Below are 13,934 nucleotides of genomic sequence, written 5' to 3'. Positions count from 1 at the left end.
AAACAAAATCCAGGTTTCTCCCCTTCGAGGAAACCTGGATTTTGGTGAAGCGAGTCCTCGCTCCCGCACTTTAACATTGATCGCTGCACACACACACTTGATCGCGTCCCGATGACTTGGCGCGATAGAGCGCGGCATCTGCTAGATCAATCAAATCCCAGGGATCGCGCGTGTGCTGGGGGAATACGGCGATGCCCTGGCTCACCGTCAGCGGCGCGATAGGGTCGCCATCTTTGGCGCTCAAGTGGATATCTTGCAACGTGCTCCGAATTCGCTCGGCAACGTCACGCGCGTGTTCCAGTCCCAAACCCGGTAACGCGATCACGAACTCTTCACCGCCCCACCGTCCCACCCAATCGCTTTGCTTGAGGTGCGTCCGAATCGCTTTCACCGTCACGTCAAGCACCTTGTCGCCGACCAAGTGACCATAGCGATCATTGAACGCCTTAAAGTGATCAATGTCGAGCATGATAAGCGCGAGCGACGCGCCCTCCCGCACGGTGCGTTGCAATTCGTCGGTGAGCCGTTCCATAAAATAGCCGTGATTGTAAACCTGGGTCAAACTATCGCGGCGGGCTTGGTCCTGCAGCGCGCTGTAGAGCCGCGCGTTTTCCATCGCGATCGCAACCTGGGCGGCGAGCGTTTCGAGCGTCGCGATATCGCTCTCGTCAAACGCGTCCACGCGATCCGTTTCCACGTCGAGTACACCAATCGTGCGCGGACCGATTTTGAGCGGCACCGCCAATTCCGCCCGCGTGTCCGCGACCGTCTCGTGGAACATAAAATGCGGTTCGCGCGCCACATCGTTTGTGAGCAACGGTTCGCCGTGCTCGGCAACCCAGCCCACCATCCCTTGCTCGAACTTGAGCGCAAAGTGCGCGTTGGACAACGCGCTGGGATACGGTCCTTCGCCCGCCAGCAGGACCGCCTCACGCGCTGGCTCATCCACGCGAAAGACATGCACGTACCGATAACCGAACTGGGCGCGGATCAAACGCGCCAACGTCCACGCCAATTCGCGGAGATCCAAAATCGAGGTGACGCGATGACCCAGGTCGTTGACGACGGCGAGTTGCGCGACGCGGCGTTTCTCGGCGGCGTACAGTTGCGCGTTCTCCAACGCAATCGCGGCTTGGTTGGCGAAAATCGCGAGCGTGCTTTTTTCGATGGGCGTGAAGACGTGCGGCTCGGCGTAATTGACGTATAGCGCGCCAATCGCGTTGCCGCCGCGTTGAATCGGCAAGCACGCGACCGCGCGATAGCGCATCATGCTCGCCGCGGGGCTGGGATTTTCCACCGCTTGCATATCCTGGATAAATGTCGGTTGCCGACTACGCACGACGGTCATCCCCAAGCCATCGGGGCGAAACGGCAAGCGCCGCGCGTGCTCCGACACGCCGACCGTTGCCGCGTATTCGAGCAAATGCGTCGCGGGGTTGAGCAGCGCGATCGTCGCAATCGGCGCGTTCAACGCGTGGGCAATGGCTTGGATGACACGTTGCGGCAAATCATCGGGATTGAGATGCCCGGACAACTCGGCGCTGATCGCGTAGAGCTGGGTCACATCGTCAAGATTTTTTTGCGCTTCGCGATAGAGCCAGGCGTTTTCCAGGGCAATCGCGGCTTGATTCGCGAAAATCGCGAGCATAGTTTTTTCGACCGGCGTAAAGCTATGCGGCTCAAGATAACTGACGTACAGCAAGCCGATCCGTTTGACGTTGTGCTGAATCGGTAAACACGCGACCGCGCGGTCGCCCCAGGCGTCCGTGCCCGGCGAGAGATCGCGTTCGGCGCGCGTGTCTTCGATATAATGCGCCTCGCCGCTTTGAAACACATGCATACCCCAGCCGTTTTCGCTGGACGGAGTCTGGCTTGCCTGGGGCGGCGCGCCCACCGTCGCGGCGTACTCCAATTTGCCGGTCGCTTCGTTCATCAACGCGAGCGTCGCCATCGGCGCGCCGAGCGCCTCGACGACCGCGTGGACGATGTGCGTCGGGACATCGCGCGGGTCACGTTGTTGCGTGAGTTGCGCGCTCATCGCGTACAAGCGCGTCACGTTTCGCAGACTCACCTGCGTATCGCCAAACAGACGCGCATTCTCGACCGCGATGGCGGCTTGGCGCGCGAGAATCGTCAACAAGTGTCCGTCGTGCGCGTTAAAGTCGCCGTTGAGCTTGTTCGCCGCGAGAATCAACCCAATCGCGCGACCGTGCACGACGAGGCGCGCCGCGGCGAGGTTATGCAAATTCAGTCCGCGCACTGTTTCCGCCAAACGCGCCGGCAAACGCGCAATATCATTCACGAGCAAGTAATCGTGTCGTTCGACATCCCACAATGCGATCATCTCGTGGTCTACTGGGTGAACCAGCGCGGCAATTTGCGTATCGGCAAGTCCGAACCCGGGCGGTAAGCCGAACAAACACGACCGCGCCTCGTCGAATCGTTCGAGGAAACAAACCTGCGCGCCGAGCAAACGCGCGGTGCGTTCGGTCACTTGGCGAAACGTCGCGGACGCGTCATCGAGATCGGCGAATGCCTGTGAGATTTCGTACAGTCCTTCCAGTTCCGCCTGACGCCGCTCGATTTCGCGGCGTTGTTCATCGGCTTGGAGCGCGGCGACGCGGAAATGATGGGTCAGCGCGCGCGTCAATTCGGAAATCAACAGCGCCGCCAACACATAGACCACCAGGCGTAACGCTGGTCCGACCATTAACTCAGGACGTGTGGACAGGTCAATCGTCATTTGCGTGAGACTGACCAAGCCCGCCGCAAACAAACCGGCGCGGCGTTCGGAAATGATCGCCGTCACAATGACGACCAGCGTGTAGAGTGGAGACAGATCGAGTTCGGGGAGTTGCCAATTGGCAAACGCGATAATCGCGGTGTTGATGATGATGGTGAGATAGATCACCCAGGCATTCGTCCACACGCGCGGCGTGATGTAGCGCAAGGTCAGCAGCGCGAGCACACCAAAGAGAATGATGAGCGCGCTCAACATATAGCGGCGCGTGTCATCCATGGGGATGACCTGAACGCCGATCAAACCGAGGGCAAGAACTAACCCCGTCGCATACGTGACGGGACGAAGCAAAGCCCGAATATCATCTACCGCGTGCATACTGACCCTGACGCCGAAGGACTAGAACCTTGAGAAATATGAGTTTCGTCGCAATCGAAAAATGAATCGAAACCAAATTTGCATTGCTCCCATTCTACCCGTTTTCAAGAGACTAGACAACTGACCAATGTTCCCAATTCCATTCAGGAGAGAACCCATGCTGCTATTTCGAATGTTGTGTTTGCTCACTTTGGTGTTTGTGCTTGCCGCGTGCGGCAACACGGCTAGCGTGCGCGAGATCATGCTTGATGGCACAGAGTTCAAGTACCAACCTAACACGATCGAGGTCGTCGTTGGGCAACCGGTGCGCGTGACGTTACGCAACACGGGTTTGCTCGAGCACGACTGGAGCGTTGCGGACCTGCCGACAATCAACGTCCGCATTGTGGCGGATAATGCTCCGCCAGGCGCGACCGAGGCGTTACACTCGGCGGCGTTGCACATCTCGGCGGCAAAAGGCAAAACGAGCATTCTCGAATTCACTCCGACGCGCGCCGGCACATTCACATTTTTTTGCGACGTGCCGGGACACAAAGAAGCCGGCATGGTCGGCAAACTGATCGTCAAGGACAAGTAGGGCTGTGCGCAATCAGTCCCAATTTCCCTCTTGCCTCAACCGCGCCCGCGCGATATAATTGCACCAATTCGTTTCGACGCGTGGCACGGAGGAAATCATGCCCCTTGAGGTTGACGACAAAGGCAAGTACTTTACCGAACGCATCAGCAAACGCGGATTGTTGGTCACATTGTCTATCCGCGGAACGCGCGCGCAAGGCACCATGTACCTCTCACGCGACAACCGATTGAAGGACGAGTGGAACAACGCGGAGCGATTCGTCGCGCTCACCGACGCGAAAATTTGGAGCGCCGACGGCGCACGGCTCATCCGCGAAACTGGGCTGTTAATCGTGAACAAGGATCAGGTAGATTGGATTTGCCCCGACGAACCTGAATCTGAGTCGAAGGACAAGTAACCATGCCCGGTCTTCTCGATCGCGTCGCGTCGGACAAATCCAAAGGCGAAGCGCCGACCGCTGACAAGCCCGCGCCCACACTACCTGAAGTTGAAACCAAATTTCGACAATGGGTCATCGAAAAACTGCTCGCCGAAATCGGCAACGCCGAACGTCTCACGCGCAGCGACGCCGTCGTCAGCGCGGTGCGCGAACGCTTCGTCGCGATCTGCAAGGCAGCGAACGCGCCGTTTACCCCGAAGCAACTCGACTCAATCGAGCACCAAGTCCTCGACGAAATTCTGGGCTTTGGTCCCATCGAGCCACTCCTCCAAGACCCTTCGATCACCGAAGTGATGGTGAACGGACCCCATCACGTGTTCGCGGAACAAAAAGGACGCGTCGCGGAAACGGACATCCATTTCGACGACGACGCGCACGTGTATCGCGTGATCGAGCGCATCTTGCGTCCGCTCGGTCGCCGCGTGAATCGCCAATGGCCCCTCGCCGACGCGCGCCTGCCCGACGGCTCGCGCGTGAACGTCATCATTCCGCCGAGCGCGATTGATGGACCGACGATCACGATCCGCAAATTCTCGAAAAAGAAATTGATGGCGACGGATTTGATCGCGTTCGGCTCGATGTCGCAAGCGATGGCGGATCTGTTGCAGGCGTGCGTCGTCGCACGCTTGAATATCATCGTCTCCGGCGGCACGGGCAGCGGCAAGACCACCCTGCTCAACGTCCTCTCGAATTTTATTCCCGATCACGAACGCATCGTGACCGTGGAGGACTCGGCGGAATTGCAACTCGCCAAGCCGCACATCGTCCGGCTCGAGGCGCATCCCGGCGAACCAGATGGTTCGGGCAAGGTCACGATTCGCGATCTCGTCGTCAATTCGCTCCGCATGCGTCCCGAACGCATCGTCGTCGGCGAAGTGCGCGACGGCGCGGCGCTCGACATGTTGCAAGCGATGAATACCGGGCACGACGGCTCGCTGACGACGCTCCACGCGAACACGCCGCGCGATGCGATCAGCCGTCTCGAAACGATGACGCTGATGGCGGGCATCGAATTTCCGATTCGCGTGATTCGCGAGCAAATCGTCCACGCGATTGACCTCATCGTGCAACAAGCGCGCCTGCGCGATGGCTCGCGCAAAATCACCCAGATCACCGAAGTCCTGGGTATGGAAGGCGACACGGTCGTGATGCAAGACGTGTTTCGTTTCGTCGAGAAAGGCGTTGACGGACAAGGCGCGATCATCGGCGAAATGAAACCAACCGGCATTCGTCCCAGGTTTGTGACGCGCCTCGAAGCCGTTGGTTTTTCGCTCCCTCCCGAAACGTTTGGCGTTGAGCCACTGACGCCGCGCAAAAAATAATCCTCACGCCTCACCCCCTAACCCCCTCTCCCCTCTCCTGATTTTTCAAATCAGGAGAGGGGAGAGGGGGTGCCGAAGGCGGGGGTGAGGGGTGAGGCACGGAGACCACCATGCTCCCCACCGATTCATGCTCTGCGCGCGTGGTTTACACTCTGAAAGAAATGGCGGTCAGCGAACGACCGCGCGAACGGCTCAAGCATCTGGGCGCGAACGCGCTCAAGAGTGAAGAACTCATCGCGATTTTACTTCGCACCGGCACGCGCGGCGAAAACGTCGTGCACCTCGCAGAGCGATTGCTGCGCGAGTGCGGCGGCTTGGTCGGCTTGTCGCGTTTGCCGTTGAGCGAAATGACACGCGTCAAAGGCATCGGACCGGTCAAAGCCATCGAACTGCAAGCCGTGTTCGAACTGGGTCGGCGGATTAGCGTGGCATCGCCAGAGGAAAAGCCGGTCATCAAATCACCGGCGGACGCGGTGAACTTGCTCGCGGACATGGGGACGTTAGAGCAAGAGGTGATGCGAACTGTTTTGCTCGATACCAAGAATCGCGTGCTCGCGATGCCGACGATGTATCGCGGCTCGCTGCACACGACGGTGATTCGCGTGGCGGAACTATTTCGCGAGGCGGTACGGCAGAATTGCGCCGCGCTCATCGTCGCGCACAATCATCCGTCCGGCGATCCGACGCCGTCGCCGGAAGATGTCGCGGTGACGCGCGAGATTGTGCAAGCCGGGAAACTCTTGGACATTGACGTGCTCGATCATCTCGTGATTGGCGCGGGAACCAAGTTTGTGAGTCTCAAGGAACGCGGGTTGGGATTTGGGTAAGGAGAGGAAAACAAGGGAAACAAGGAAATAAGGGAAATGAGAGAAATGAGGGAAACCTGGCGTTTCTTCTGAAGAGTGTCCCAACAATCCAACAATCCAACAATCCAGCCATCCATCTATTCAACTATTAAACGAACCCCCGACACGTACGAATCGTAATCCCAGCCCGATGCGTAAATCTGCATCGTCGTGATAAAGAACGGGCGCGGCTCGAGCGACTCGAAAAGATTCTTGCTTTCAAACGGAACCCACACATCCGCCGGCACTTGTTCGCCGTTCAAGGTCGGATTGTTCGCGGTGTTTTGATAATAAAATCCGTGAACCCATTCGGCTTCACTGCCGTACACATCGCGATAGCGCAAGCGCACAATAACCGGATACTCGGAACTGAGAATACCGCCGCCGGACAAACTTTGATAGCGCAAGCGCACATCCACCGCGATACGCATCGTCCGATAGTCTGATACTTCACGGTTGATTTGTTGAACGACGCCGGTGATCGCACTCGTTTGATTCGAATTCGTGCGACTGATGCGAATCGCAAAGCGTTCCGCCACCTGCGCGATACTCACCGCGCCAGCCGCGGTCGCCGGATCGCCGCCGGCTTCGCGCACAACCGACCAGCCACGCGCGAGCGGGTCTTTGAAATCGCCATTCACGATAATGTCTTGCGCCGCCGGCATTGCCGCGAGCGGCGGCTCACCGTTGCGCGCGACCGTGCGCTGACCGCGATTCACCGTAACCGTGCGCTCTTGCGCGAACACGGTCGCCGAGCCGACGCTTACCGTCACCTGCGCGCCTTCCGCCGTTACTTCGACCGCGTAACTCCCCTCGATTAACACCGCTTGCATCTGCGGAGTAAACACGCGAAAATCACGTTCGCGCGATTCGATTTCGCCCGGCAACAGCGGATGCGCCGCGCCAACCCGCACACGTCCGCGCGTCTGATCAATCGCGAGATGAATCGGCTCGATGCCCCACGCGAACGCGGGCACGCGCATCTCGCGCAAAGTCAACTGCGTGCCGGGAAATAATGTGACCGTACTGCCGTCAAGCAACGTCAAGATGCAACGCGAGTTCTCGTCGGTCTCTACCGTACTCCCTTCGTCCAATTCCTGGGCGCGCGTCACTGCAAGCGGCGCAGCGCTTCCCGGTTGGCGCACGCGCACCGTGCCGCTGATCACTTCGAGATTTGCCGTGCGCGGCGACGTCGCGTGCAAGAGGTAGTAATAGCCGCCGTACGGAACCAGCGCGCACAACAAGAGAAAGACCGCGAACGCGCCCCACAACACGAGCCACGCGACGCGATCAGGATGTGCCGAGCGCATTCTCGAATCAGTATCGGATTTCAAAGTGGTAAAATTCCCCAGTCGGCGCGTCCCAGTGCGCGTCAATGTTTTCCACGACCGCCATCCACGGACCGACGCGCGTTGCGTCGAGCAGACGTTCCAAGTCCGGACGCGCACCTTCGGCAACAAACTGGACCGAACCATCGGAACGATTGCAAACATAGCCGGTCACACCCAGTTCCGCCGCGCGGCGCTGCGTGAACGCGCGAAAGTTGACACCCTGCACCAATCCGGTGACAATGGCGGTCAGTCGTGTGGTTTCCAAGTTGCTAACCATTCCTTTGATTTTTGATTTTCGATTTTGGATCGGGAAAATACAAATCCAAAATCGGCAATTCCATTATACCATGTCTGACCGGAGAGACAAATTGATTATCACGATTGACGACGCGCGCGCGTTTTACGCGGGCGCCGAAAGCGCGCACGATTTCGAGCACGTTTTGCGCGTGTACACGCTCGCCGAGCGCATCGCGCGCGCGGAAGGCGCGGATCTCGACATCGTCCGCGCTGCTGCGCTCTTGCACGATATCGCGCGCGCGGAAGAAGACACGACCGGCAAAGGCGATCACGCGCAGATGGCGGCAGAACGCGCGCGCGCGATTTTGCTCGCGCGCGGAGTGCCTACCGATCAAGCGGACGCCATCGCGCACGCGATTGCCGCGCATCGCTTTCGCGGCACGACCGCGCCGCAAACGCTCGAAGCGCGTGTGCTGTTCGACGCGGACAAACTCGATTCGATTGGCGCGATCGGCGTCGCGCGCGCGTACGCGATTGCCGGTACGCTGAATCAGCGCATGTGGGGCGAAGCATCGCTGGACGCGATGGCAACGCGCGATCAACACAATTCGAGCCACACCCCGGTCGCCGAGTTCGCGGTCAAGTTGAGCAAGGTGCGCGAACGCGTGCACACCGCAACCGCGCAAAAAATCGCAATAGAACGCCACGCGTTCATGGCGGATTTTTTCGCGCGGCTCGAGCGCGAGGTACGTGGTGAGGCGTAGCGAATGCAACGCGATAATCTACGCGTGCTTGCCGGCATGTCGTTCCTGCGCGGCGCGCACACAAGTATCTACAACACACTCTGGCAGCCGTTCGCCGCAAGTCTCGGCGCGTCCGCGTCGCAAATCGGTTTGATCAGCGCGATAGCAGGCACGAATGGATTGCTTGCCACGCTCGTGCAACCCATCGGCGGACGCCTCGCCGACCGGTTCGGGCGCAAGCCGGTTCTCATCGCGGCAGGGTTGGGCACGCTCGCAGCATACGCGGCATTCGAGAGCGCGGGCATCGTGCGTCTGTTTGCGTTGATCGTGTGCGGCGCGTTATTCCTCAGCATCGCCGCGATCTCGCGCCCGGCATCCAGCTCGATGACCGCCGAGTCCGCGCGCACCGAACGCCACGCGAGCGCGTTCAGTTTGATGATGGCAGTCACGATGGCGCCGGGCATCGTCGCGCCCGCGCTCGGCGGCGCACTCGCGGACCATGCCGGCTACATCGCGATTTTTCCGGTCATGCTCGCGCTCGAAGCGATCGCGATGGTGTTGCTCTGGCGATGCCTGGTCGAAACGAACGCGCGGCAATCCGCGCGTGTTTCGCCTCGATCATTTTGGAGATTGATCGTCCCGCCGCGCCGGCTCATCGCGTTCTACGGCGCGATTGCCGGGGATTCGTTCGCGTGGGGGATGGGCTTTGGCATCTTGTCGGTGATGCTCGTCAAGACGCTGCACTTTACGAATGAGCAACTCGGCATTCAAGCAAGCGTGATGTCGCTCGCGTGGGCGCTGATGCAATATCCGATTGGGCGATTCGTAGATCAGCGCGGCACTAAAGCGACGATGGTATTTTCCGAATCGCTCGGCTTGCCGCTGATGTTGATTTGGATGGCGCAACCCAGTTTTGAAATTTTTGTCGCGTCGCAAATCCTCTTCGCGCTCACCGCCGCGACCTGGGTGCCGGTGACGAATACGTATCTCACACGGAGCGTCGCGCCCGCCGAACGCGCTGAAGCATTCGGTCGCGCGAATTTGTTTCGCGGGCTGATCGCGTTCCCCGCGCCCTGGATTGGCGGAATGTTGTACGAATGGGGAGGGATGACCGCGCCGCTCGCCGCAAACCTGATCGGCAGTGTCAGCGTCATGTTGCTGATGATCGTATTTCTGCGCGAGCCGCACGTGGAGGAGATGGAGTAAGTCGGTAAACCGGAGACCTTGGCGTTTCATCCAAGACCTTCGCGGTTTCTAAAAACCGCGAAGGTCTTTTGGTTTGGGCTGGCGCGCAAATTTTGACCAAACCGGCACTTGACTTTCAGATTCCGCTACAGTATAATACGGGACAGCATCCCACAATGCGGGACACTCAAAGACGAGGCAGAAATGGCATCTGGCGAAATCCAAAGTCTGATGCGCGCGATTGCGATTCTCGATTGTTTTCGCGCTGACCAACCCCAATTAGGCGTTCGTGAAATCGCACGCCAACTCACCATGTCCACTAGTACGGTTGGTCGTCTCCTCGCCACGCTCTACTCCGCCGGCATCCTCAGCCAAGACCCCACCACCCGCCTCTATCGAATGGGTCCCAAAGTGCTGGCGTGGGGCGCACTCTACACGAGTCTCCTTGACGTGCGTGAATTCGCGCGTCCCTCACTCGAAGAACTACATCGTATCACCAACGAAACCGTTAGTCTTTATGTGCTCGAACGCACGGAACGCGTGTGCGTCGAGCGCATCGAAAGCCCGGAACGTGTGCGCGTGGTCGTACGTATCGGGGAGCGCATGCCGCTGCATGCTGGCTCTGCCGGCAAAGCCCTCCTCGCTTTTATGCCTGCCGATGATATCGAACAAATTGTCGCTCAACCGCTCGAACGAATGACAGAACGCACCATCACCAACCGGCGTGCTCTGCTCAAGGAACTGAAAACGATTCGCGAATGTGGTTTTGCTACAAGTCATGGCGAACGTTTTGAAGATGCCCTCGGTCTCGCCGCGCCGATTTTTGACTCCAACGGCAAGGTGACCGCCGCGCTCAACGTTGCGGGTCCGCTGCTGCGCTTTACCGATCAACACGTCGAAAGGTTCGCCCCCAAAATTGTTCTGCTTGCCAACCAGGTTTCGCGCGCGCTTGGTTATCCAGGTTCGAGTCAAATCCCCGGAGGGAAGGAATAATGACACAAACACGCATCGCCGCGTATCAACTCGTCGAGTATCTTGAACGTCTTGGTGTCGAGGTTGTTTTTGGTCTAACTGGACATACGATTATTGCGATGCTGGATGCGTTAGGGCACAGCAAGATACGCTACATTACAACGCGTCACGAACAAATCGCGGCGCATGCGACCGATGGGTATACGCGCGCATCGGGTAAAGTGGGAGTTTTGTTGACGCACCTGGGTCCGGGTCTCACGAACGCGGCGACCGGTGTCGCGAACGCCGCGCTTGATTCGATCCCCATGGTCGTGATTGCCGGCGATGTGCCCTCGTACTATTTCGGTCGGCATCCGCATCAAGAAGTGAATCTACACATCGACGGTGATCAATATGAGGTGTATCGCCCGTTCTGCAAGCGCGTCTATCGCGTCGATCGCGCGCAGGATTTGCCGCGCATCGTCGAGCGTGCGTTTCATCTTGCACAAACCGGTCGCCCTGGTCCCGTGTTGGTCGATGTGCCGATGGATATTTTTTCCGCCGATTTGCCGGTTGGCGCGTTCAACAAAACTCCCGCGCCGATTGTGCGCCCCACGATCGACCCAGGTACCGCCGAGCGAATCGCGCAAGCCCTCGCCGAAGCGGAACGTCCGGTGATTTACGCGGGCGGCGGCGTGATTGGCGCGCGGGCGTCAGCCGAACTTGCCGCGCTTGCCGAAGCGCTCGATGTACCGGTCGCGCACACGTTGATGGGCAAAGGCGCACTGCGCGATGATCATCCGCTATTGCTTGGCATGACCGGCTTTTGGGGCACACCAATTGCAAACGATATGTGCCGCGAAGCCGATTTGATTCTCGCCGTCGGCACGCGCCTTGCAGAAGCCAATTCGAGTTCCTGGGATGCACGTTTCACTTTTTCGATTCCGCCAACGCGCTTGATGCACATTGACATTGACTCGGCGGAAATCGGCAGAAATTTTCCGACGGAACTGGGTGTCGTCGCGGATGCGAAAAACGCGCTGGGGTTGATCGCGCAGGCAGCGACACACCTTGCGCAGGTTGCCGAACCATCGCAAGGTGTGTCGCTGCGCGAAAAAATTGCGGCGGGACGCAAATCGTTCGCGGCAAATTGGACTGATCGCTACACATCGGATCAATATCCACTCTACCCCGAACGAATCCTGGGTGAAGTCCGAAAGGCATTGCCAGAAGATGGTTTTCTCGTCACCGATGTCGGCTGGAACAAGAACGGCGTCGCGCAACAATTTCCATTTACGATCCCAGGAACGTTTATCACGCCGAGCGGCTTGGCGACGATGGGATTTGGTCCCGCGGCAGTCCTGGGCGTCAAGGTCGCACAACCGAACCGCGCCGCCGTTGCGCTGGTCGGCGATGGCGCGTTCAGCAGCAACATGTCCGTCATCGCAACCGCGATGGAAGCGGAAATTCCGGTCGTCTGGGTCGTGATGGACAATGCCGCATTCGGCACGATTGCCGGTTTGGAAAAGAATCATTACGGCTGGAGTTTCGGTTGCTTGTTTGAAAGCGAAGGCAAACCGTACCGCGTCGATTACGCGGGCGTGGCACAAGCGTGTGGTGCGCGCGGCGTGTTGATTCGCGCGGCGAGCGAACTCGGCGCCGCATTGCGCGATGCGCTTGCCTCGGGTGTCCCGACCGTAATTCACGTACCGATGGAAAATGTCCCAACGCCAACACCAGGATATTGGAATATCAACGATATTTACCGCAAAGGCGCGTAGAAAACACAAAATTTACAAGGAGGTGAGCGCACAAACGATCACACATTGAATCAAACCAGGTCGGGTAAAAAAATGATTCATTCACGAGGAGGAGATTCGCAATGAAGCGTACAATTTTGTTCGTGTTTATGGCGCTTGCTATTTTGCTTGCTGCCTGTGCTTCCCCCACCGCCGCCCCTGCACCGACAAGCGCGCCGGCGCAACCCGCGGCAACGAAAGCTGTCGCAAGCCAACCGACCGGCGAGCCAATCAAGATTGGCATCATCGCCGCGTTCAGTGGCACGAATGCCGTTCTAGGCGATTGGATGAAAAAGGGTACCACACTTGCGGTTGAAGAAAAGAACAAGGCGGGCGGCATCCAGGGTCGTCAGATTCAGGTCATCACCTACGACGACGAAGCCGACCCGACCAAGTCGGTGAACCTCGCGCAAAAAGTCGCGACGGAAGACAAAGTCATGGCAGTTTGGGCGACCTCGAACAGTACTTCGGCTCTCGCAGACATTCCGATTTTCGCGCAGTACAAGATTCCTCAGTTCACCAACGGGACCAACGTGGATATCACCAACAAAGGGAGCGCGTACATCTTTCGCGCCACGCCCGCAGGTCCTTCCTTCGAAGATACCCTCATCGATTTCTTGATAACGGTGAAGGGTATGAAAAAATTCGCCATCATCGCGGACACTTCGGCATACGGCAAGGGCGAGGGAGATTACCAAGAAGCCGCGCTCAAACGCAACAATTTGCAAGCGCTTACGCGCGAGGCATTCGGCATTGACGACAAGGACTTTACGGGACAACTCACCAAGATTCTCCAGACGCAACCCGAAGTTTTGTTGCTCGGCTCATCGGAAGTCGCTTCAGGTTTGATCGCCAAGCAGGCGCGCCAACTTGGTTTCAAGGGACAAATTGCTGGCGGCGCAGCGGTTGGCACACCCAAGTTCATCGAAACGGCTGGCGAGACTATAGCTGAAGGCGTATTCTTTACGACGCCGTGGCTGCACGACGAAGCGAATGAAATGTCGCTCAAGTTTGTGAACGCTTACAAAGCGCGCTGGAATGAGACTCCGGAATTTCACGGCGCGAATACGTACGATGGCACCAAACTCCTTCTGCTCGCGATGGAAAAAGCAAACCCCCTGACCTCTGAAAACGTCGCGGCGGAGTTGCACAAAATCTCGGGGCATAAAGGTTTGCAAGGCACGTTCAACGTGACCGCAAAAGGTGAAACCATCACGGGCACTCTCGTGGGCATTATCAAAGGCGGCAAGCTGACCGTGTGGACCGGCAAGTGATCAGTGCAATAGTGCGATAGTGTGTTAGTGCGTTAGTTCAATAGTGCGATAGTGCGATAGTTGAAAAGTTGAATGGTCAGTCGAACTGATCGCAACTAGCGCACTATCCAACT

12 protein-coding genes are annotated in these 13,934 nt (G+C 58.3%); 9 read left to right on the top strand and 3 right to left on the bottom strand.

What is annotated here, in order from left to right:
* Positions 1-70: 70 nt before the first annotated feature.
* Positions 71-3,118: a GAF domain-containing protein gene (locus HY868_19285; protein ID MBI5304285.1), complete on the bottom strand. Its 3,048-nt coding sequence runs from the start codon at positions 3,116-3,118 to the stop codon at positions 71-73.
* Positions 3,119-3,275: 157 nt separating this feature from the next.
* On the opposite strand from HY868_19285, the gene HY868_19280 reads away from it, so the two are divergent.
* From HY868_19280 to radC, 4 genes are all read left to right on the top strand, one after another.
* Positions 3,276-3,695, top strand: coding sequence for a cupredoxin domain-containing protein (locus tag HY868_19280; GenBank protein MBI5304284.1), 420 nt, complete (start codon positions 3,276-3,278; stop codon positions 3,693-3,695).
* Between the two features lie 97 nt (positions 3,696-3,792).
* Positions 3,793-4,092, top strand: a complete 300-nt coding sequence (locus HY868_19275; protein MBI5304283.1) for a hypothetical protein — start codon at positions 3,793-3,795, stop codon at positions 4,090-4,092.
* 2 nt (positions 4,093-4,094) lie between these two features.
* Positions 4,095-5,456 (top strand): CpaF family protein, encoded by a 1,362-nt coding sequence (locus HY868_19270; protein MBI5304282.1) that lies wholly within the window; start codon positions 4,095-4,097, stop codon positions 5,454-5,456.
* A gap of 161 nt (positions 5,457-5,617) precedes the next feature.
* Complete coding sequence (gene radC, locus HY868_19265; GenBank protein ID MBI5304281.1) at positions 5,618-6,283, top strand: DNA repair protein RadC; 666 nt, start codon at positions 5,618-5,620, stop codon at positions 6,281-6,283.
* A 116-nt stretch (positions 6,284-6,399) separates the two neighbouring features.
* On the opposite strand, the gene HY868_19260 is transcribed toward radC, so the two are convergent.
* On the bottom strand, positions 6,400-7,611 hold the full coding sequence (locus HY868_19260) for a FecR domain-containing protein (protein ID MBI5304280.1): 1,212 nt from the start codon (positions 7,609-7,611) through the stop codon (positions 6,400-6,402).
* Between the two features lie 7 nt (positions 7,612-7,618).
* Positions 7,619-7,909 carry an acylphosphatase gene (locus HY868_19255; GenBank protein MBI5304279.1) on the bottom strand — a complete coding sequence of 97 codons (291 nt, stop codon included), beginning with the start codon at positions 7,907-7,909 and terminating at the stop codon, positions 7,619-7,621.
* Between the two features lie 91 nt (positions 7,910-8,000).
* Between HY868_19255 and HY868_19250 the strand changes: the two genes are divergently transcribed.
* From HY868_19250 to HY868_19230, 5 genes are all read left to right on the top strand, one after another.
* Positions 8,001-8,633 (top strand): HD domain-containing protein, encoded by a 633-nt coding sequence (locus tag HY868_19250; protein ID MBI5304278.1) that lies wholly within the window; start codon positions 8,001-8,003, stop codon positions 8,631-8,633.
* A gap of 3 nt (positions 8,634-8,636) precedes the next feature.
* Positions 8,637-9,818: an MFS transporter gene (locus HY868_19245; GenBank protein ID MBI5304277.1), complete on the top strand. Its 1,182-nt coding sequence runs from the start codon at positions 8,637-8,639 to the stop codon at positions 9,816-9,818.
* Between the two features lie 183 nt (positions 9,819-10,001).
* Positions 10,002-10,790, top strand: a complete 789-nt coding sequence (locus tag HY868_19240) for an IclR family transcriptional regulator (protein MBI5304276.1) — start codon at positions 10,002-10,004, stop codon at positions 10,788-10,790.
* A complete protein-coding gene (locus HY868_19235) occupies positions 10,790-12,529 on the top strand; it encodes a thiamine pyrophosphate-binding protein (protein ID MBI5304275.1) in 1,740 nt (579 codons plus the stop codon). Before HY868_19240 ends, HY868_19235 begins: the two co-directional genes overlap by 1 nt.
* Positions 12,530-12,630: 101 nt before the next feature.
* Positions 12,631-13,821 carry an ABC transporter substrate-binding protein gene (locus HY868_19230; GenBank protein MBI5304274.1) on the top strand — a complete coding sequence of 397 codons (1,191 nt, stop codon included), beginning with the start codon at positions 12,631-12,633 and terminating at the stop codon, positions 13,819-13,821.
* The last annotated feature ends 113 nt before the right edge of the window (positions 13,822-13,934 follow it).

It is taken from the genome of Chloroflexota bacterium, from assembly GCA_016219275.1.
Lineage (GTDB): Bacteria > Chloroflexota > Anaerolineae > UBA4142 > UBA4142 > JACRBM01.
Note: the sequence above shows the minus strand (reverse complement) of the source record. Positions and strands in the feature narration are given on the sequence as shown.